The sequence below is a fragment of the Methylorubrum sp. Q1 genome, from assembly GCF_004683995.1.
In the GTDB taxonomy this organism is placed as follows: domain Bacteria; phylum Pseudomonadota; class Alphaproteobacteria; order Rhizobiales; family Beijerinckiaceae; genus Methylobacterium.
Window position 1 is genome coordinate 48,291 of sequence record NZ_SRHQ01000015.1, and the last position, 20,055, is coordinate 68,345.

18 protein-coding genes are annotated in these 20,055 nt (G+C 68.1%); 7 read left to right on the forward strand and 11 right to left on the reverse strand.

What is annotated here, in order from left to right; translation table 11 throughout:
- Positions 1–18: 18 nt before the first annotated feature.
- Genes E4V01_RS15365 through E4V01_RS15375 form a run of 3 tightly spaced genes read right to left on the reverse strand, consistent with a single transcriptional unit; the run spans position 19 to position 2,736 of the window.
- Positions 19–1,425 carry an ATP-binding protein gene (locus E4V01_RS15365; protein WP_060770027.1) on the reverse strand — a complete coding sequence of 469 codons (1,407 nt, stop codon included), beginning with the start codon at positions 1,423–1,425 and terminating at the stop codon, positions 19–21.
- A 7-nt stretch (positions 1,426–1,432) separates the two neighbouring features.
- The gene (locus E4V01_RS15370) at positions 1,433–2,161 is read right to left on the reverse strand and encodes a response regulator (RefSeq protein WP_060770028.1); all 729 of its coding nucleotides are present in this window, start codon (positions 2,159–2,161) and stop codon (positions 1,433–1,435) included.
- Positions 2,161–2,736 (reverse strand): MarR family winged helix-turn-helix transcriptional regulator, encoded by a 576-nt coding sequence (locus E4V01_RS15375; RefSeq protein WP_135298930.1) that lies wholly within the window; start codon positions 2,734–2,736, stop codon positions 2,161–2,163. The genes E4V01_RS15370 and E4V01_RS15375 overlap by 1 nt, the downstream gene beginning before the upstream one ends.
- A 232-nt stretch (positions 2,737–2,968) precedes the next feature.
- On the opposite strand from E4V01_RS15375, the gene E4V01_RS15380 reads away from it, so the two are divergent.
- From E4V01_RS15380 to E4V01_RS26690, 3 genes are all read left to right on the forward strand, one after another.
- Positions 2,969–3,856: a branched-chain amino acid aminotransferase gene (locus E4V01_RS15380; protein WP_135298931.1), complete on the forward strand. Its 888-nt coding sequence runs from the start codon at positions 2,969–2,971 to the stop codon at positions 3,854–3,856.
- Between the two features lie 100 nt (positions 3,857–3,956).
- Positions 3,957–4,220 carry a DUF3072 domain-containing protein gene (locus tag E4V01_RS15385; protein WP_060770031.1) on the forward strand — a complete coding sequence of 88 codons (264 nt, stop codon included), beginning with the start codon at positions 3,957–3,959 and terminating at the stop codon, positions 4,218–4,220.
- A 403-nt stretch (positions 4,221–4,623) separates the two neighbouring features.
- Positions 4,624–4,731 (forward strand): hypothetical protein, encoded by a 108-nt coding sequence (locus E4V01_RS26690; protein WP_060770032.1) that lies wholly within the window; start codon positions 4,624–4,626, stop codon positions 4,729–4,731.
- Between the two features lie 265 nt (positions 4,732–4,996).
- Here E4V01_RS26690 and E4V01_RS15395 read toward each other — a convergent pair whose 3' ends face one another.
- The 3 genes from E4V01_RS15395 to E4V01_RS15405 all read right to left on the reverse strand — a co-directional run bounded on the left by E4V01_RS15395 (position 4,997) and on the right by E4V01_RS15405 (position 9,386).
- Positions 4,997–5,779 carry a DUF937 domain-containing protein gene (locus E4V01_RS15395; protein WP_060770033.1) on the reverse strand — a complete coding sequence of 261 codons (783 nt, stop codon included), beginning with the start codon at positions 5,777–5,779 and terminating at the stop codon, positions 4,997–4,999.
- 270 nt (positions 5,780–6,049) lie between these two features.
- Positions 6,050–7,495 (reverse strand): MATE family efflux transporter, encoded by a 1,446-nt coding sequence (locus tag E4V01_RS15400; RefSeq protein ID WP_135298933.1) that lies wholly within the window; start codon positions 7,493–7,495, stop codon positions 6,050–6,052.
- Positions 7,488–9,386: a monovalent cation:proton antiporter-2 (CPA2) family protein gene (locus E4V01_RS15405; RefSeq protein ID WP_060770034.1), complete on the reverse strand. Its 1,899-nt coding sequence runs from the start codon at positions 9,384–9,386 to the stop codon at positions 7,488–7,490. Before E4V01_RS15405 ends, E4V01_RS15400 begins: the two co-directional genes overlap by 8 nt.
- 341 nt (positions 9,387–9,727) lie before the next feature.
- On the opposite strand from E4V01_RS15405, the gene ispH reads away from it, so the two are divergent.
- Both ispH and thrB read left to right on the forward strand, forming a co-directional pair.
- Entirely contained in the window at positions 9,728–10,750 is a 1,023-nt protein-coding gene (gene ispH / locus E4V01_RS15410) for a 4-hydroxy-3-methylbut-2-enyl diphosphate reductase (protein WP_003600714.1), read from the forward strand.
- Between the two features lie 97 nt (positions 10,751–10,847).
- The gene (gene thrB / locus E4V01_RS15415) at positions 10,848–11,813 is read left to right on the forward strand and encodes a homoserine kinase (RefSeq protein ID WP_060772268.1); all 966 of its coding nucleotides are present in this window, start codon (positions 10,848–10,850) and stop codon (positions 11,811–11,813) included.
- A 130-nt stretch (positions 11,814–11,943) separates the two neighbouring features.
- Here thrB and E4V01_RS15420 read toward each other — a convergent pair whose 3' ends face one another.
- Positions 11,944–12,426: a peroxiredoxin gene (locus E4V01_RS15420; RefSeq protein WP_060770035.1), complete on the reverse strand. Its 483-nt coding sequence runs from the start codon at positions 12,424–12,426 to the stop codon at positions 11,944–11,946.
- A gap of 124 nt (positions 12,427–12,550) precedes the next feature.
- Here E4V01_RS15420 and E4V01_RS15425 point away from each other — a divergent pair, with 124 nt between their 5' ends.
- Positions 12,551–13,159: a YqgE/AlgH family protein gene (locus tag E4V01_RS15425; RefSeq protein WP_060770036.1), complete on the forward strand. Its 609-nt coding sequence runs from the start codon at positions 12,551–12,553 to the stop codon at positions 13,157–13,159.
- A 38-nt stretch (positions 13,160–13,197) separates the two neighbouring features.
- On the opposite strand, the gene E4V01_RS15430 is transcribed toward E4V01_RS15425, so the two are convergent.
- The 3 genes from E4V01_RS15430 to E4V01_RS15440 all read right to left on the reverse strand — a co-directional run bounded on the left by E4V01_RS15430 (position 13,198) and on the right by E4V01_RS15440 (position 17,920).
- Positions 13,198–14,259: a putative zinc-binding metallopeptidase gene (locus E4V01_RS15430; protein WP_135298934.1), complete on the reverse strand. Its 1,062-nt coding sequence runs from the start codon at positions 14,257–14,259 to the stop codon at positions 13,198–13,200.
- Between the two features lie 183 nt (positions 14,260–14,442).
- Positions 14,443–17,118, reverse strand: coding sequence for an alanine--tRNA ligase (gene alaS / locus E4V01_RS15435; protein WP_135298935.1), 2,676 nt, complete (start codon positions 17,116–17,118; stop codon positions 14,443–14,445).
- A 94-nt stretch (positions 17,119–17,212) separates the two neighbouring features.
- Positions 17,213–17,920, reverse strand: coding sequence for a YafY family protein (locus E4V01_RS15440; RefSeq protein WP_135298936.1), 708 nt, complete (start codon positions 17,918–17,920; stop codon positions 17,213–17,215).
- Positions 17,921–17,994: 74 nt separating this feature from the next.
- Here E4V01_RS15440 and E4V01_RS15445 point away from each other — a divergent pair, with 74 nt between their 5' ends.
- A complete protein-coding gene (locus E4V01_RS15445) occupies positions 17,995–18,597 on the forward strand; it encodes a glutathione S-transferase family protein (RefSeq protein ID WP_135298937.1) in 603 nt (200 codons plus the stop codon).
- An 81-nt stretch (positions 18,598–18,678) separates the two neighbouring features.
- Here E4V01_RS15445 and recA read toward each other — a convergent pair whose 3' ends face one another.
- Positions 18,679–19,758: a recombinase RecA gene (gene recA, locus E4V01_RS15450; RefSeq protein WP_371688525.1), complete on the reverse strand. Its 1,080-nt coding sequence runs from the start codon at positions 19,756–19,758 to the stop codon at positions 18,679–18,681.
- Positions 19,759–20,055 lie beyond the last annotated feature (297 nt).

A 20,055-nucleotide genomic window follows, 5' to 3' on the forward strand; every position in this document is an offset into this window, starting at 1 on the left:
ATCAGGTGAGCGTTTCGATCAGGCGGGGATGCGCACCGTCGCCCGCAATCCGCCGAGCGGGCTGTCGTGCAGGCTGACATCGCCGCCATGCGCCCGAGCGATATCGCGGGCGATGGCGAGACCGAGCCCGGAGCCGCCGGCATCCTGGCGTGCATCGTCGAGACGCACGAACGGCTTGAACACGTCCTCGCGGCTCTCCGGCGGGATGCCGGGCCCGTCGTCGTCGATCGCGACGAGGAAGGCGCGATGCTCGCGTTTGCCCGAGATCGCCACGGTGTCGGCATAGCGGGCGGCGTTGGCGGCGAGGTTGAACAGGCAGCGGCGCATCGCATCGGGCCGCACCGTGACGAGCGGGCTGCCCTCGATCTCCACCGCCTCGACATGGGCGCCGAGCCGCTCGACGTCGCTGCGCAGATCCTCCAGCACGGTTCGCATGTCGGTCTCGGCGGCGGTCTCGGCGGAATCACCCCGCGCGAAGGCGAGATAGCCCTCGAGCATCCGGCTCATCTCGTCCACGTCGCGCTGGAGATCCTCCACCTCCGGCGTCTGCTCGACCAGGGCGAGCGAGAGCTTGAAGCGGGTGATGATGGTGCGCAGGTCGTGGCTCACCCCGTTGAGCATCGCCGTGCGCTGCTCCATGGCGCGCTCGATGCGGCGCTTCATCTCGATGAAGGCGTGCCCGGCCTGCCGGACCTCGCGGGCGCCGCGAGGCTTGAACTCGATCTCGCGGCCCTTGCCGAACCCCTCGGCCACCGCCGAGAGCCGCAGGATCGGCTTGATCTGGTTGCGCAGGAACAGGATCGCCACGCCGAGCAGCACCAGCGAGGATCCCGTCATCCAGAGCAGGAAGATGTGCGAGTTCGAGGCGTAGGCCTGATTGCGCCGGGCGGTGACCCGCATCACGCCCTCAGGGATCGCCACGCGGATCTCGATGAGGTTCGAGCGCCCCACCGTGTCGATCCAGAACGGGCGGCGGATCTGACGGCGGATCTCTTCCGACAAGACCTCGTCGAGAATCGAGAAGAACGGGCGCGGCCCCGGATTCGGCAGCTTGGCGCCTTTCAGGATGTCGATGTCGAGGTTCAGCCGCTCCCCGGCGATGCGCGAGAGCGTCTCCGCGTTCCGGTCCTGCGGATAGGACTCGTAGATGTCCATCAGCGCAGCGACGTCGGCGGTCACGGCCGCCGAGAGCCGGCGGGTCACGAGCTGCCAGTGCCGCTCCATGAAGGTGTAGGCGATCACCGATTGCAGCAGCACCATCGGCGCGATGATGATGATCAGCGAGCGGGCGTAGAGGCCCTTCGGCAAGGCGTCGCCGATGGCGCGGCTGAGGCGCCGCCAGATTTTCCGAACGCGACCGAACGCCCCGGCGAGGGTGCCGGTTCGAGACGGTGCGGTCGCGGAGGGGCGGACGGGGGCCGCCATGAAGGCCTCAATCGATGGCGAGGCGGTAGCCGACGCCGCGAACGGTGTGCAGGAAGCTCGGATTGGCCGGGTCCGGCTCGATCTTACGGCGCAGACGGTTGATCTGCACGTCGATGGTGCGCTCGGCTGCCAATCCGCCGTTGCCCGCGAGTGTCTCGCGTTCGACATTGCCGCCGCGCGCCTGGGACAGCATGGTCAGGATTTCGCGCTCGCGCTCGGTGATCTTCACCGGCTCGTTCTCGCGCCGCAGCTCACCCCGGTCGGCGCGGAAGCTGAAGGGGCCGAAGCTGACAGCCCCTTCGCCCGAGAAACGGGCATCCGGCAGGGCAGCGTGGCGGCGGATGATGTTGTTGAGCCGCAGGATCAGCTCGCGCGGCTCGAAGGGCTTGGGCAGATAGTCGTCGGCGCCGATCTCCAGGCCCGTGACCCGGTCGTTGGGGTTGGAGCGGGCCGTCAGCATCAGGATCGGCACCCGTGAGGTCTCGCGCACCGAGCGGGCATAATCGAAACCGCTCTCGCCGGGCATCATCACGTCGAGCACGAGCGCGTCGAACACGAAGCACTGGCCACGGCTGCGCGCCTCGGCCGCGTTCGCCGCGGCGGTGACCCGGAAACCCTGCTCCGAGAGGAAGCGGGACAGGAGTTCGCGCACCCGCCGGTCGTCATCGACCAGTAGGATGTGGGGCGCGTGGTCGGGAAGCTCGGGGCGCGCCTTGAGGGCGCTTTCGGCCGACATCAGGCGCGCCCCGTCGTGCGGCGCGCCATCAGCCGACGGATCGCGGCGCGCTCGGCCGGCTCGATCATCGCGAGCAGGAAATCCTGGGCGGAGGCCGCTCGGGCCTCGCGTCCGCTCTCGGCCTCGTCGTCCACGGAGGGCGCGTCGAGCGCCCGCACGATCCGGCGGACCTGAACCCGCGTCAGGTCGGCCGTCAGCGCCCGGCCGGACGGGGTGCAGAACAGGAGCCGCTGGCGCCGGTCGCTCGTGCCGGTCTGCTGCTCGACATAGCCCTGATCGATCAAATCCTTGAGTACCCGGTTGAGGCTCTGTTTGGTGATGCGCAGGATATCGAGGAGTTCGGCGATGGTGAGGCCGGGATAGCGATCGACGAAGTGCAGCACCCGGTGATGCGCCCGGCCGAAGCCGTACTGCGCCAGGATCCGGTCGGGATCACCGACGAAATCGCGATAGGCGAAGAACAGAAGCTCGATCAAATCGTCGCTGTCGCTCCCCGTCTCGTGGCAAGCTGGGCGAGGAGTTTCACAGGAAGCTTGTAGCGCCGTGTCGGCGTCTGGCGTCATCGCACGGCTCACGTCGTGAAAACCTCGTAGGACGTCGGTCGATCGCAAGGCTTCGGGCAGCCCTGGAAGCCTCGGGAAGATAAGTCAGTGTTGTTGACATATCTCAGCCCCGTTGCTACCCGTCAAGCCTGCCGGTATCCGCTCGGTGCGCCGTCCCTCGGACGGTCCACGCGCCCGCGCACCGGCTCCTGCCCCACCCCGCGACCCCGCGCATTGCCGAGGCCGCGCAGAGGAACTTCGAGAAATGTCCGTGATTCCCTTCGATGAGCGCGAAGGCACGATCTGGTTCGACGGCGTCATGGTGCCTTGGCGCGAGGCGAAAATCCACGTGCTCAGCCACGGCCTCCACTACGGTTCGTCGGTGTTCGAGGGTGAGCGGGCCTATGGCGGCCGAATCTTCAAGAGCCGCGAGCATTCCGAGCGTCTGCGCCGTTCGGCCCAGCTCCTCGATTTCGAGGTTCCGTACTCGGTCGATCAGATCGAGGCAGCCAAGGCTCAGGTGCTGGCGACCAGCGGCCTCCAAGACGCCTACCTGCGCCCCGTGGCGTGGCGCGGCTCGGAGATGATGGGCGTCGCGGCGCAGAAGAACACCATCCATCTCGCCATCGCGGCTTGGGAATGGCCGAGCTACTTCGATCCGGCGACCAAGATGAAGGGCATCCGCCTCGACATCGCCGATTACCGCCGGCCCGATCCACGCACGGCGCCCTCCACCTCGAAGGCGGCGGGCCTCTACATGATCTGCACGATCTCCAAGCATCGGGCCGAGAACAAGGGTTATGCCGACGCGCTGATGCTCGACTGGGAGGACAACGTCGCCGAATGCACCGGCGCCAACGTCTTCTTCATCGCCGACGGCGTGCTCCATACGCCTCAGGCCGACCGCTTCCTCGACGGCATCACCCGCCAGACCGTGATCGAGCTCGCCAAGCGCCGCGGAGTCGAAGTGATCGAGCGGCGCATCCGCCCCGAGGAGATGACCGGCTTCTCCGAGTGCTTCATTACCGGTTCGGCCGCCGAGGTGACGCCGGTCTCCGAGATCGGCCCCTATCGCTTCACGCCGGCGGCGCTGACCAAGACGCTGATGGACGACTATCTCGCCGAGGTGCAGCCGCGGGCGGCCGCCGCCTGAGGATCGCATGATCGACGGTTCCGGGCCCGTCAAACGGTGCCCGGAACTTAGCGGAGCGCCCTGCGTTTTTTGGAACAATCCATGAACGAAGGGTGTCCCGATGACCGGCAAGACGACCAACAAAACCACCAAGGACCAAGCTGCGGCCGAGAACCCGAAGGTCGATCCGACCGACGAGTCGAACCGGATCAAGGATCCCGACGAGTGGACGACCGGCGCGGAGCCGATGACGGGCGCGCAAGCATCCTACCTCAAGACCCTGTCCGAGCAGGCCAAGGCACCGGAAGCCTTCGAGGCCGACCTCGACAAGGCGGAGGCCTCCAAGCGCATCGACGCCTTGCGCAAGGACACCGGCAAAGCCTGACGTGGGAAAGCCTGACTGGGGCGAGAGCCCCATCTCGTCCCGGAAGGCATTGGCCGACTTTCGGGACGATGCTCGAACGTTTCGCGGGTTGATGCGGCCCCGGGTCCGCAGGGCGATGGGGCGGGGACACACGTTGAGCGATCCATCGCCCGTCGCTCCGTCAGCGGACGAATCGGCTGTCGAATGAGACAGGTCGGCGGGGAATGTCCCCGCTTTCTTCGATCCCCTTAAGCTCGCTGCAAGTTCAGGCTGGCAGGATCATGCCATTGCCGAATGTCCGGGACGATGCGCCGTGTCTTTGCTTCCTCCATCCGCGCCCGTCCCGGAGCCCACTTCGGGTTTGTACCGGTCTCTCATCCGCTTCGCGCGTCATGAATCCGGGGCGACTGCCATTGAGTATGGATTGGTCAGCACCTTCATCGGGATGGCCGTCATCGGCGCCTTCCGTGCGTATGGAACCGTCCTGGCCGACTTTCTGGCGGCGGTCGTCGAACGCATCAAGTTCGAGTAGTGACGCGAAATACAGTCGATCACTTCGGGATGGTGGATTCGGGCTTTCGCGTGATTCCGCACCGTGTTGGCACGAGGGGGCGTCTCCTGGGGCAGAGCGCGGGCTGAGCGAGTCGGGCCCCGGCTTCGATCAGGCGGAGGCCGTATCCGTTGCCAACGGCCGCGTGAACCGTCGTGGATGAAGCGAGGGCGAGCAGATCCCTGCCGCGCGCCCTCAGATGGCGAGCTTCTGCTGAGCCTGGCGAAACCAGCCGTCCTACGATTTCCTATTTCGGCCCGACCGGCTTGCGCTTGGCGGAAGCCGGCTCCCTCCCGGCGGCCGGGGAGGGGGCCGGAGCAGCTCCGGCTTCGGGCTTCGTATCCTCCGGCTTCGGCTGGCTCCAGAACGCGTCGAACGCGTCCTTCATCGCCTTGACGTTCTGCTCCTGAACCTCGGCTCCGGTCTGGAGCATCTGCTGGATCACTTCCATCGAGGCTTTGGTCGCATCCGGTGCCGGTGCCGCCTCTGCCTTACGGACGGCCGGTCGCGGCTCGGGCTTGCGCGCCGCGGGCGGGGAAGGGGAGGCCATCTGTCCCGCCGCGGCGGTGAGGCCGTTGAGCCAGTCCGTCCAGAGCGTGCCGACCGGGTAGGCGGAGGGCGGGGGCTCGGCGGCCGGCGCCCCGGCAGGCGGATTGAGGAGCAGGTGGACGATGCCGGCCACGATCATACCAGCCATGACCGGCAGCATCTGCCTGAGGGCCTGACTCCCGACGCCGCTCGCCGCCGATGCGTGCTGGATCACCGCCTGAGCGATCATGGGTGAGCCGAACAGCCCCGAAAACAGATCCGCACCGGCCTGTGGCGGCGCTTTTCCCGGCTGGCCGAGCCCGAACATGCGCCCGAACCCCATCGGATCGGCCGCAGCGTTGCGTTGCATGCCCATCGACAGGGCCGGCAGCAGCGCCTCCATGGCGCGGCGGGTCTGCTCCGGCGAGAGACCGAACTGCTGCCCGAAGGCCCGCACGCTCGCGTCGCCCTGGCTCTGCAGGATGTCGAACATCGTGTACATGGCCGGGCGCCTCAGCGAGCAGCAACGATCCGGGTGCCGAACGCCTCTGGGCCTCGCCATGACAACGCGTCCATGATGCGAGCCCATCCTCATTCCGGACGCGCCGGTGGTGACCACCGACACTCACGTCCGAAGGCTCGCCGGAACGGCCTCAGCCGAGAGTGTGTCGCAACCGGGCGAGGCTGGCCAGCGATAACCCCGATTCCGCGGCGATTTCCCTTGGAATAGCGGACGATCAGCCTGCATCGGCTTCCACCGTCGCTTTTCGGGCTACAACGACATCCCGCTCGAGGGGGCGGCCTGCACCGCCTCGTTGGCGGAGGGTGGCTCGGGTGCGGGTCCTGCCGCCACGCTCATGCCGCGTTCCAGCCGGCCCACGGTGCGGAAGGCGAGGGCGAGGCCAGCTACCCCGAAGGCGATCGAGCCGAGGCCGGTGCCGGCGATCACCCCCTCCGGCCCGTACCATGCCGCCCCCACGAGCGCGGGCGGAACGGTGCCCACCGTTGCCCGGCCCCAGTTCAGCAGGGTCGAGAGGAAGGGGAAGCCCAGATTGTTGAACGAGGCGTTGGCGAGGAACAGGAGCCCGTTGAAGAACCAGACCGGACCGCTCACCAGACAGAAGAAGGCGAACAGATCGGCCGCCACGCCCTGAAGTTCGAAGGCACCGGCCAGCGGCGCCCGCGCCAGGGTGAGGAGCAGCCAGACGACGACGACGTAGAGCGCGGTCACCCCCGTGCCGACCCGCAGGACGCCCCGCATCCGGTCGAAGCGCCCGGCACCCCAGTTCTGGCCGAGGATCGGGCCGATCGAGCCCGACATCGCGAACAGCCCGCAGAACGCGACCGGGGCGAGGCGCTCGATCACCACGTTCCCGGCGATCGCCGGAGGCCCGAAGCCGGACAGCGCGTGCGCCACGAAGGCGCTGGCGATCGAGGGGGCGAGGTTGGTGAGCACCGCCGGCCCGGCGATCCGGGTCACCAGCGGCAGATCGCCGATAACGGCCGTGAGGCGGGGCGCTTCGAGCAGCCGATAGCGGCGGACGCCGACCCAGCCGACGGCGACGAAGGTGACGCGGGCCACGCAGACCGCGAGCGCCGCTCCGTCCACGCCGAGTCCGAGGCCGAAGATCAGCAGCGGATCGACGAAGACGGTGATGACGGCGCCGCCGAGCGTCACGAACATCGCCTCCCGCGCCGCGCCGACCGCGCGCAGGAGGCCGGTGAACAGCATGCCCGGCCCGAGCAGCAGGTTCGACGGCAGGCTGATCCAGAGATAGCGCCGGGCGACGTCGAGGGTGTGCCCTTCCGCGCCGATGGCGGAGAGCAGCGGGTCGAGCCCGGCGAGCAGGAGGGCAGCCAGCAAAGCCGAGGCGATCACGCAATGGACGGTGACCGAAGTCGCGATCCGCCGGGCGTCGGCCGGATCGTTCGCTCCGATCGCCCGCGATACCAGGGCGCCGGCTGCGATCATCAGGCCGATATTGAAGGCGATGGCGAAGAACTGGACGATCGAGGCGAAGCCGACGGCGGCGGTGAGGGCTGGATCGCCGAGCTTCGAAACGTAGAACAGCGACAGCAGATCGACGGCGAAGATCGCCATCAGGCCGACGGAGCCGGTCGCGCTCATTACCACGACGTGACGCAGGATCGAGCCCGAGACGAAGCGCGCCGCGCGCCTGTCTCGCTCCGGCATGGCGCCTGTGCCCGCCTCAGGCATTCGGCTCGGTATCCTCGGCTTCGAGCGCGCGGGCGGCAGATTCGTGCGGTTGCTGCTCGATCAGGCCGCGGGTTTCGGCACTCAGCGCTCGCGAGGGGCTTTTGGGGGCGGTGAGCGGCTCGGGCCGCAGTTCCGGCGTGCCGCGCAGCCAGCCGGAGCCGTCCGGCATCGCGCCCGCCTGCTGGAGCACGAGGCGGGCGACGTCGCGCTTGCGCACATCCTCGACGCGCCGCGCGGCGGCCTCGGCGGGCAATCCCAGGCTCTCCAGGGTGGCGCGGCCGAAGCCGAGGGCGGATTCGACGGTTTCGCGAAGCTGGAAATCGACGTCGCGGTTCATGAGTTCGATGGCGTGCGTGCGGTCATAGGCCCGCACGTAGGTGCGCACGTTCGGGAACTCCTCGTGGACGATGTCGACGATCTTCAAAGCGGCCGGCGCGTCGTCGATGCAGACGCAGATCAAGTCCGCCTTGGCGAGGCCGGAGGCGCGCAGCACGTCGAGCCGGGTGCCGTCGCCGTAATAGATCCGGAAGCCGAAGCTCGTGGCGTTGCGGATCTGCTCGACGTCCTTGTCGATGACGGTGATGTTGATGCCCTCCGCCAGCAGCACCTGCGCCAGGATCTGACCGAAGCGGCCGAATCCCACCACCAGCACGCGGGTGTCGCCGGATTCCTGCGCCTCGCCGACGTCGGAGGGCGGTTCGGCTTCCTTCGGGCGGCGGGCGATGAGAGCGTCGAGGCCCTTGGCGGCGATGGGTCCGACCAGCATGGTGAGGGCGGCGAGCGCGACGCAGAAGCGGGTCACGTCCGAGGCGAGGATGCGCAGGTCGCCCGCCGCCGGCAGGATCACGAACGCGAACTCACCGGCCGGCGCCAGCACTGCCGCCCCGCGCAGGGCGTCGAGCCAGGGCGAGCCGAACAGGCGGAACAGCCCGGCGACCAGGGCGATCTTCACCGCGATCGCGGCCATGGTCGCGGCGAGCAGCGCCAGCCAGTGGTTGGTGAGCAGGCCGCCGTCGATCGACATGCCGACGCTCATGAAGAACAGACCGAGCAGCATGCCGCGGAACGGCTCGATGTCGGCCTCGAGCTGATGGCGGAAGTTCGACTCGGCGAGCATCACGCCCGCGAGGAAGGCGCCCATCGCCATGGAGAGGCCGGCCTTCTCCATCACCAGCGCCGTACCGAGCACCACGAGGAGCGCGGCCGCCGTCATCACCTCGCGTCCGCCCGCCGCCGCGAGCAGGCGGAAGAATGGGTTCAGGCCGTAGCGCCCGACGAGCACCACGCCCGCGACCGCAACCGCCGCGCGGCCGGTGGAGCGCAGGCCCTCGTCGACCCAGCCGTCCTTCGGCGTGGCGCCGGCCGATGCCAGCAGCGGCAGCAGCGCCAGGATCGCCACCACCGAGATGTCCTGGAACAGAAGCACCGCGAAGGAGCGCCCGCCATAGGGTGAGCCGAGATCGCCGCGCTCCTCCAACAGTTGGAGTGCGACCGCGGTGGCCGAGAGCGCGATGGCGATGCCGACGACGCTCGCCGCGGCCGGCGTCAGGCCGTAGGCGAGAGCGGCACCTGCGATGACGAGCGAACACAGCGCCAATTGCGCGGCGCCGAGCCCGAAGATGTCGCGCCGCATCGAGACGAGCCGGGAGATTTCGAGTTCGAGCCCGACGATGAACAGCAGCAGCACCACGCCGATCTCGGCGACGCTGGCCGCCGTCTCGGGCTCGGCGATCAGGGAGAAGCCGGCCGGGCCGATCACGACGCCGGCCACGAGGTAGCCCAGCACCGCGCTCTGGCCGAGCAGGCGCACCAGCGGAACGCCGATCACCGCCGCCGACAGGAAGGTCAGCACCGGCGGCAGGAAGCTGGCGTGGTCCGTGGCGCTCGCCATGAAAGCCCGTTGCCTCGATGGTTCCGGATGGGGGAAGGGCTCCCCTTAGGACATCGTCCCGAAAGGTGGCCACCGGCTTTCGGAAAAAGACGATGTCAAAACAAGAGGCGAGGGTGATTCGCGTGTCGTTCGTCACATGCCCGGCGCCTTCCCTTGCGGTGGCGTCGAGTCGGCACTGTTACCACAGGCAGCGGGATGCAGGCCCCCTGGGCGGATGGCGGGTGTCACGGATCGCGTCATGTATGCTAAGCAAATGACGACGGACAGGCGCAGGCCTGTCGCGGCTTTCGGGCTGGCCGCTGTTGACAGACCCGGCCACCCCTCTCCACATCCGTCGGATCATGAGCGCTGACACCATCAACCTCACCGCCGACCCGAACCGGGTCCCGCATCCGGCCGTGACGGGCGACAAGCCGCCACTGGAGATCCTCCTGTGTGCCCCCCGTGGCTTCTGCGCCGGCGTGGTGCGCGCCATCGACGTGGTGGAGCGTGCGCTGGCGATCTACGGAGCGCCGGTCTACGTCCGCCACGAGATCGTCCACAACAAATACGTGGTCGAGACCCTGAAGCGGAAGGGCGCCGTGTTCGTGCGCGAACTGGACGAGGTGCCCGATAGCGGCGCCCCCGTCATCTTCTCCGCCCACGGCGTCGCCAAGACCGTGCCGCAGAACGCCGACGCGCGCGGCCTCACCACCATCGATGCGACCTGCCCGCTGGTGACCAAGGTCCACCGCGAGGCCGAGATCCATCACAAGCGCGGGCGCCACGTCCTGCTCGTGGGCCATTCCGGTCACCCGGAAGTCGTCGGCACCATGGGCCAGCTGCCCAAGGGGTCGATCACCCTGGTCGAGGACATCGACCAGATCGATGCTCTGAACCCGCCGGCCGACCAGGCTTTGGCCTGGGTGACGCAGACGACCCTGTCGATCGACGACACCAAGCATATCGTCGAGGCGCTGAAGGCCAAGTTCACCGGCATCCACGGCCCGCACAAGGACGACATCTGCTACGCCACCACCAACCGCCAGGAAGCGGTCAAGGAAGTCGCGCCGCGGGTCGATGCGCTGATCGTGGTGGGCTCCTCGAATTCCTCGAACTCGCAGCGCCTGCGCGAGGTCGCCGAGCGGGCCGGCTGTCCCATCACCCGTCTCGTGCTGCGTGCCGAGGAGATCGACTGGGACGCCTTCAAGGACATCCGCCGCCTCGGCCTCACCGCCGGCGCGTCTGCGCCGGAAGTTCTGGTCGAAGAGATCATCGACGCCTTCGCCGCACGCTTCGACGTGACGGTGGATCAGGTGTCGGTCACCGTCGAGGACATGTCCTTCCCGCTGCCGCGCGAGTTGCGCAGCGAAGCCGCCGAGTAGGGCGGACGACGCGCCGGCCCCTGAGCCAGGCCGGCCGAACGACCTCCAGGGGCGCCCACGGCGCCCCTTTCTCTTGCGCGAAACCGGCAGCGGCACCGTGGCGGTCTACACCGACGTATCCGACGAGGCGCTGCGCGCCTTCCTCAGAGAATACGAACTCGGCGATTTGCTCTCCTACAAGGGGATCGCGGAAGGCGTCGAGAACTCAAACTTCTTCCTGCATACGAGCACGGGCAACTACATCCTCACCCTCTACGAGAAGCGGGTGAACGAGGCGGATCTGCCCTTTTTCATCAACCTGATGGGCCATCTGGCACGGGCCGGGCTCGCTTGTCCGCAGCCGGTCCGCAACCGCGCCGGCACCGCCCTCGGGCATCTCTGCGGCCGGCCTGCGGCGATCGTCACCTTCCTCGAAGGCGTGTCGTTGAGCCGCCCGAACGCCGAGCATTGCCGGGCGCTCGGCGCTGCGCTGGCCGGGCTCCACGCCGCCGGCCGCGATTTTCCGATGGTGCGCGCCAACAATCTGTCGGTGGGGGCGTGGCGCCCACTCTTCGTACAGGCGCAAGCGCAGGCCGATACGGTGGCGCCCGGCCTCGCGGCCCGAACCCGCGCCGACCTCGATTGGCTCGAGGCCTCCTGGCCTCAGGGCCTGCCGAGCGGCGTCATCCACGCCGATCTGTTCACTGACAACGTGTTCTTCATCGGCGATACCCTCTCGGGTCTGATCGACTTCTACTTCGCCTGCACCGACGCCTTCGCCTACGATTTGGCGATCGGCCTCAATGCGTGGTGCTTCGAGGCCGACGGCACCTTCCACCGCGACAAGGCGGGTGCGATGATTGCGGGCTACGATGCGGTGCGGACGCTCGAACCGGCCGAGATCGCGGCGCTGCCGATCTTGGCGCGGGGCGCGGCCATGCGGTTCATGCTGACCCGCCTCGTGGACTGGCTCAACGTGCCGCCCGGCGCCCTGGTGCAGCCCAAAGACCCGCTGGAATACGACCGCCGTCTCGCCTTCCACCGCACCGCGACCGATGCGCGGGACTACGGCTGGCAGCAGTAAGAGTGCCTCACAAAACTCCCGGTCTCCGACCGTTCTCGCTCTGGCAATGACAGCGCGGCGGGAGTCGTGTGAGCGACACCAAGGCCGGTCGAGCCCTCCCCGGTGCCGGGGAGGGCTCATGTCCGGTGGCTCAGAGCACCTTCAGCAACGCTTCGGCGCCCGAGACCTCGGCCTTGGACGGGGTGTCCTCGACGTTGAGGATCCGCACCACGCCGTCATCCACGAGCATCGCGTAGCGCTGGGAGCGCGGGCCGAGGCCGAAGCCGGAGCCGTCCATCTCCAGGCCGATCGCCTTGGCGAATTCGGCATTGCCGTCGGCCAGGAACTCGATGCCCTCGGCGCCGCTCTGCTGCTGCCACGCGTTGAGCACGAAGATGTCGTTGACCGAGGTCACGGCGATCGCATCGATGCCGCGGGCCAGGATCTCCTCGCGTTTGGCGACGAAGCCCGGCAGGTGGTTGCGGTGGCAGGCCGGGGTGAAGGCGCCCGGCACGCCGACCAGTACGACGCGGCGCCCCTTGAACACGTCGTCGGTCGTCTTGGCCTGCGGACCGTCCGGCCCGTTCACCCGGAAGGTGGCCTGGGGCAGCTGATCGCCAACCTGAATCGTCATCCGTGCTCTCCTCGCAAAAGCCACGAACCGTTAGACGCGCTTCGCGCGACTGTCGAGGCACGGCCTCGCCGCGTGCGCGTTTACCTTATGGATCAATGACGGCCGCCGCAGTAGCATAGGCCCCATGCTGACGCCCGATCCCTCGCTCAAAGACTCGGCCTATCTCGACGGCCAGTTCCTCGTGGCCATGCCAGGGATCGGCGACGAGCGCTTCGCGCGCTCGGTGATCTATCTCTGCGCGCACTCGGCGGACGGGGCGATGGGCATCATCGTCAACAAGCCGGTCGCGGATCTGAGCATGCCGGATCTCCTGATCCAGCTCGACATCGCCAGCGAGGCGGATGCGATCCGCCTGCGCGAGCGGGTCGGTCACATGCCGGTGCTGATGGGCGGCCCGGTCGATGCCAAGCGCGGCTTCGTGCTCCACACCGCCGATTTCCACATCGATCAATCGACGCTGCAGATCGACGAGGGCGTCTGCCTCACGGCGACGGTGGAGATCCTGCGCGCCATCGCCGATGGGCGCGGACCCTCGAACGCCGTTCTGGCGCTCGGCTATGCCGGCTGGCAGGCGGGCCAGTTGGAGAACGAGATTCTGGCCAATGGCTGGCTCAACTGCCCGGCCGATCCCGAGCTGATCTTCGATCCGGGGCTCGGCACCAAGTACGATCAGGTGCTCAAGGCGATCGGCATCGATCCCGCCATGCTCTCGGCAGAGGCGGGGCGGGCCTGACGCGAGGTCCGCCCGTCGCCGATCATTGCGAGGCGTTTTTACACGCGGCCGTGCACGAGGTCGTGGATGAAGCCGAGCTTCGTCACCACGGCCGGACCGAGCACGAACGGATAGAGGTCGCCCTCACCCATAGCCCGGCTGACGCTGTTCATCGCGAAGACGAAGGGCAGCCACGCGTCGATGATCTGCTCGATCGTATCGGCGCGGTAGGGGTCGAAATCCACCCGCCCGGCGAGCTCACCCCCGAGATCGGATTTCGGGTTGACCTGCATCCCGAATGCGCTCGCCATCTCCAGCGTGTCGACGATGTGGAGGTAATGCGCCCAGGTCTCGGCGAAGTCCTCCCACGGGTGGGTCGTGGCGTAGGCCGAGACGAACGTGTCCTGCCAGTTCGTGGGCGGGCCCTGGTCGTAGTGGCGCTTCAGCGCTTCGCCGTAATCCTGCGAATCGTCGCCGAACACTGCCCGGCACGGCTCCAGCTTGCCGGCATCGCGCACGAGGATGTCCCAGTAATGGTGCCCGACCTCGTGGCGGAAATGGCCGAGCAGGGTCCGGTAGGGCTCCCCCATCGAGGCGCGGCGCTTCTCGCGCTCGGCCGGGTCGGCCTCCACCAGGGCGATGGTGATGACGCCGTTCTCGTGGCCGGTCATCACCTTGGGGCCGTTCGCATCCGGCGGGTCGGCCAGGAAGTTGAAGATCAGGCCGTGCTCGGGATCCTCGGCGCGGGTCTTCAGCGGCAGGTTCCAGCGCAACAGGGTGTAGAACAGCCGGTGCTTGGCATGCTCCATCTCACGCCAGCGCTCCAGATTCACCGGGTCGTTCACATCCGGCACGGTGCCGTTATGGCGGCAGGCGAGGCAGAAAGCGTCGGTCGTGCCCGGCGGCACCATCCAGTTGCAGGTGTCGTGGGCGGCGTTGGTGCAGAGGAAGCTCGAGCGCTCCGGCGCCGCCAGCGGCGTCCAGGCGTTGTCCCCTGCAGGCTCGAGGGCCGAGATGCGGCCGAGCTGGGGCAGGTAGGCGAGGCGGTGACCGCAGCGCTCGCACGAGCGGTTCTCGAAATAGAGGATGTTGTCGCAGGACTGGCAGCGAAAGAGTTTCATCGGCTCACGGGACGTTGACGCCCTGTCCCGAATCCGGCGCTGGCCGGATCAGGAAACGGGACGCGCCGGGCACAAGGCTCGGAGGCGGCGGGGAGTGGCGGCCAACCAAGCCGCGAACACGCTCACCGTTCCGTGAGCGATGATGTTTTTGTTCCCCCCGGCCGCCCTGTTCGCGAAGGCCGGTCAGCCCGCGGCCAAGGCCTCCGCGATCGCGGCAAGTGCGGCATCCGCTCCGGCGCCGTCCGGACCGCCGGCCTGGGCCATGTCGCGCCGTCCGCCGCCGCCCTTGCCGCCGAGGTGGCCGGCACCGGCGCGCACCAGCCCGACCGCATCGTAGCGCTCGGTCAGATCCTCGGTGACGCCGACGACCAGCCCGGCCTTGCCGTCCGCGGACACGCCGACCAGGGCGACGATGCCGGAGCCGAGGCGGCTCTTGCCCTCGTCGGCGAGACCCTTCAGGTCGCGCATCTCGACGCCCTCGACCACCCGGGCCATCAACTTCACGCCGTTGATCTCGCGGGCCTCGTCGCCGCCGCCCGAAGCTCCGCCCATGGCGATCTTCTTGCGCGCATCCGTCAGTTCCTTCTCGAGCCGGCGACGCTCCTCGATGAGCGTGGAGAGGCGCTCCGGCACGTCCGAGACCGGCGCTTTGAGCAGGCCGGCGAGCTGGCTCAGCGTGCGGCTCTCGGCGGCGCGGTGGCGGCGGGCGGCGGTCCCGGTCATCGCCTCGATCCGGCGCACGCCGGCGCCGACCGCGCTCTCGCCGAGCACGGTGATCTGGCCGATCTCGCCGAGCTGCGAGACATGGGTGCCGCCGCACAGCTCGATCGAGAAGTTCGGCAGGCGGCCTTCGACTTCGCGGCCCTCGTCGTCCACGGGCCGGCCCATGGAGACGACGCGCACCTCATCGCCGTACTTCTCGCCGAACAGGGCGCGGGCGCCCGATTCGATCGCCTCGTCCACCGCCATCAGCTTGGTGACCACCGGCGCGTTCTGAAGCAGGACCGCGTTGGCGATCTCCTCGACGCGGCTCAACTCCGCCTCGTCGATGGGTTTGGGGTGGCTGATATCGAAGCGCAGGCGCTCGGGCGCGACGAGCGAGCCCTTCTGCGCGACGTGATCGCCGAGCACCTGACGCAGGGCTTCGTGGAGGAGGTGGGTCGCCGAGTGGTTGGCGCGGATCGCGGCGCGGCGCGCGTGATCGACCTTCAGTTCCACCGCCGCCCCGACGGCGAGCGTGCCTTCCTCGACCGTGACGTGATGCACGAACAGGTCGCCGAGCTTCTTTTCCGTCCCGGTGACACGCGCCCGAAGGCCGGGGCCGGAAATCGTGCCGGAATCGCCGACCTGACCACCGGATTCTCCGTAGAACGGGGTCTGGTTGACGACGACGATGCCGTTCTCGCCCGCCTTCAGGGTTTCGACTTCGCTGCCGTCGCGCAGCAGGGCGCCGATGACGGCCTCGGCCGCTTCCGTGTCATATCCCAGGAATTCGGTGGCGCCGGTGCGCTCCTTGATCCCGAACCAGACCGTCTCGGTCGCGGCCTCGCCCGAGCCCTGCCAGGCGGCCCGCGCCGCCTGCTTCTGGCGCTGCATCGCCGCGTCGAAGGCCTGCGTATCGACGCCGATGCCGCGCGCCTTCAGAGCGTCCTGCGTCAGGTCGAGCGGGAAGCCGTAGGTGTCGTAGAGCGTGAAAGCCGTCTCGCCGGACAGGTTCTGGCCGGCCGCGAGATCGCGGGTCTCGGTGTCGAGGATGGCGAGGCCGCGCTCCAGGGTCTTGCGGAAGCGGCCTTCCTCCAGCCGGAGGGTCTCGGAGATCAGCGCCTCGCTGCGGGCGAGTTCGGGAAAGGCCTGCCCCATCTCGCGCACCAGGGTCGGCACGAGGCGGTACATGACGGGATCGCGGGCGCCGAGCAGTTCGAGATGGCGCATGGCGCGACGCATGATTCGGCGCAGGACGTAGCCGCGGCCCTCGTTCGAGGGCAGCACGCCGTCGGCGATCAGGAACGAGGTCGAGCGCAGATGGTCGGCGATGACGCGGTAGGAGGCGCGCGTCGACGGCTCCGGCGCCCGCGACACGGCGTGGGCCACCGCATCGATCAGCGCGCGGAACAGATCGGTGTCGTAGTTCGAGTGGACGCCCTGGAGGATCGCGGCCATCCGCTCCAGGCCCATGCCGGTATCGATCGAGGGCCGGGGCAGGGGGTTGCGCACCCCTGGCTCGACCTGCTCGTACTGCATGAACACGAGGTTCCAGAATTCGAGGAAGCGGTCGCCATCCTCGTCCGGAGAACCGGGCGGTCCGCCCGCCAGCGTCGGGCCCTGGTCGATGAAGATTTCCGAGCACGGGCCGCAGGGGCCGGTATCGCCCATCTGCCAGAAGTTGTCGGAGGTGCCGATGCGGATGATCTTTTCGTCCGGGAAGCCGGCGATCTTCCGCCACAGGCCCGCGGCCTCCTCGTCGTCCGCGTAGACGGTGACAAGGAGCTTTTCCGGCGAGAGGCCGAACTCCTTGGTGATCAGCGTCCAGGCCAGCTCGATCGCGTCGGCCTTGAAGTAGTCGCCGAACGAAAAGTTGCCGAGCATCTCGAAGAAGGTGTGATGCCGGGCGGTGTAGCCGACATTGTCGAGGTCGTTGTGCTTGCCCCCGGCGCGGACGCATTTCTGCGAGGAGGTCGCCTTGACGTAGGGACGCTTCTCGACCCCCGTGAAGACGTTCTTGAACTGCACCATGCCGGCGTTCGTGAACATCAGCGTCGGATCGTTCTTCGGCACGAGCGAAGACGAGGGCACCACCGTGTGCCCGGCATCCCGGAAGTAGTCCAGGAAGGTCGATCGGATCTCGTTGACGCCGCTCATCGGATAGGCTCGAACATCATGTCGCGTCGGGGAGCCGGCTGAGGACAGCACGGCGGTCAGTCTCGCGCCCTCATACGGGCCCAAGCTTTGCGAGTCACGTCGGCTCATGACGCGGCCCAGCGCTACCCCTCAGTTCGGCGAGGTAGCTGCGCAGAAGCGTGACCCGCCGCGGGCGGAAGCTCGTGCCCGCCATCTGCACCGCTTCGATGCGATCCAGCCGGAACATGCGGAACGCCTCGCGCAGGCAACACCACGCCAGCAATGTCATTTTACTGTCGAGATAAACGATGGAGAGCGGCAGGATCTTCCGCTCGGTGACCGTGCCGTCCTTGTCGGCGTAGCGCAGCGCCAGGGCCTCCTCCTGCCAGCACCCGGCCCGGATCGTCTCCATGTCGGGGATCTTGGAGAAGCGGGCCTCGAAGCGGCGCACCTGCGAGACCGCGTGGAGCAGGTACGTCTCGGATCGGTCGGGCAGGGTGGCGGCCACCTTCGCGAGCGCCGATGCGGCGGCCTGGGCGAGGGCCGGGTCCCCCATCTGGCGGACCTCGGCGAGGCCGAGCACCAGCGCCTCGATCTCCGTCCGATCGAAGGTCTGCGGCGGCAGGGCGACGTCCTCGATCAGACGGTAGCCGTAGCCGCGCTCGCCCTCGATCCGGGCGCCGGCGGCGCGCAGGCTGTCGATATCGCGATAGAGGGAGCGCAGCGAGACACCGGTTTCCTCGGCGAGCCTCGCGGCGGTGACCGGCGCGGGCAGGATGCGCATCGCCTGAAGCAGCCGGAACAGTCGATCGGTTCGCGCCATCGCCCAACTGACGGAAACTGACAGGTGCCCTGGGCTACACCCTCGCTTGCCGACCCGCCAGCCAGAGGCCCCCGATGATCACGCTGTTCCACGCCCCCCGGAGCCGCTCGACCCGCATCGTCGCGCTCCTCAAGGAACTCGACGCGCACGACGCGGTGCGGATCGAATGCGTCTCGATTCCGCGCATGGACGGTTCGGGCGTGCGCGACGCACGCAACCCCCACCCGGAAGGCAAGGTGCCGCTCCTCGATCACGACGGCGTCCTGGTGCGGGAGTCGAGCGCGATCATCCAGTACCTGACCGAGCTGTTCCCCAAGACCGGTCTGGGCATTCCCACCGGTCATCCGCAGCGCGGCGCCTATCTCGGCTGGCTTGGCTGGTACGCCGGCGTCGTCGAGCCGGTCCTCACGCTCGAGGCGATCGGTCTCGATCATCCCGCCCTCGCGCGCACCTTCCGCTCCAGCGCCGAGATCAAGGCGCGGCTCGCCGCGGCGCTGAAGGATCGGCCATACCTTCTCGGTGACCACTTCAGTGCCGCCGACCTCCTGCTGCACTCGCCCTATGCGTGGTTCGGGAAGCCCGGCGAGCCGGCTCTGGACGCCTGGGTCGATCGCTGCACGGACCGGCCCGGCGCCCGCTTCGCGGCCGAGTTCGACGCGCGGCACGCGGCGGCCTGAGCACGGTCCGCCCGCGCAGAAAAAAGCCCGCCGCGATCGCTCGCGGCGGGCTTCGTCCTTCACGTCATGGCGCGGGGCGGTTTAAGCCTCGCCTTCGTCGAGATCGTCGGCGGTCGGCTTGGCGGTCTCGAGGATCCGGTCGGCGACCAGTCCCGAGTTCTGCCGGATCGAGGCCTCGATCTTGTTGGCGATGTCGGGGTTGTCGCGCAGGAAGCCCTTGGAGTTCTCGCGGCCCTGGCCGAGGCGCTGGCTGTCGTAGGAGAACCACGCACCCGACTTCTCGACGATGCCGGCCTTCACGCCGAGATCGATCAACTCGCCGACCTTCGACACGCCTTCGCCGAACATGATGTCGAACTCGACCTGCTTGAAGGGCGGCGCGACCTTGTTCTTGACGACCTTGACGCGCACCGAGTTGCCGATGGCCTCGTCGCGGTCCTTCAGCGTCGAGACGCGGCGGATGTCGAGGCGCACCGAGGCGTAGAACTTCAGCGCGTTGCCGCCGGTGGTGGTCTCAGGGCTCCCGTACATCACGCCGATCTTCATGCGGATCTGGTTGATGAAGATCACCATGCAGTTCGAGCGTGAGATCGAACCGGTGAGCTTGCGCAGGGCCTGGCTCATCAGGCGGGCCTGGAGGCCCGGCTGGCTCTCGCCCATCTCGCCCTCGATCTCGGCGCGCGGGGTCAGCGCGGCGACCGAATCGACCACCAGCACGTCGATCGCACCGGAACGCACCAGCGTGTCGGTGATTTCAAGCGCCTGTTCGCCGGTATCGGGCTGCGAGATCAGCAGGTCGTCGAGGTTGACGCCCAGCTTGCGCGCATAGACCGGGTCGAGGGCGTGTTCCGCATCCACGAAGGCGCAGACGCCGCCCTTCTTCTGCGCCTCGGCGATGGTGTGGAGCGCGAGCGTCGTCTTGCCCGACGATTCGGGCCCGTAGATCTCGACCACCCGGCCGCGCGGCAGGCCGCCGACGCCGAGCGCGATGTCGAGGCCGAGCGAGCCCGTGGAGATGGTCTCGACCTCCTGCACCTTGTCGTTCTTGCCAAGGCGCATGATCGAGCCTTTGCCGAAGGCCCGCTCGATCTGCGTCAGCGCAGCCTCGATCGCCTTGGCCTTGTCCTTGTCGGCTGCTGCCATTGTCGAGGAATCCACCATCTTCAGCGCAGGCTGGGCCATCGCAAGGCTTCCTTATGCATGGGAGGGGCACGGCGCTCAATCCGCCGGAGCTGATGGATTTCGTACTTGTTTTGTTCTCAATGCGCAAGCCTGTCGTCGCTGTTTGCGCCGGAAAGAACAGAATGTGGAAGCGAAGCCGCCGGTCGAGATTCCCTGCGACGGCGCAGGATGCTGACCGTCCTTGTGCCGAAGTCGCTCTGACCAAATTTGGAGGCGGATTCCGCCTCGCGTGCGAGCCGCGCGCCATGTCGCTTGATGGATGCCGACATCCGATAT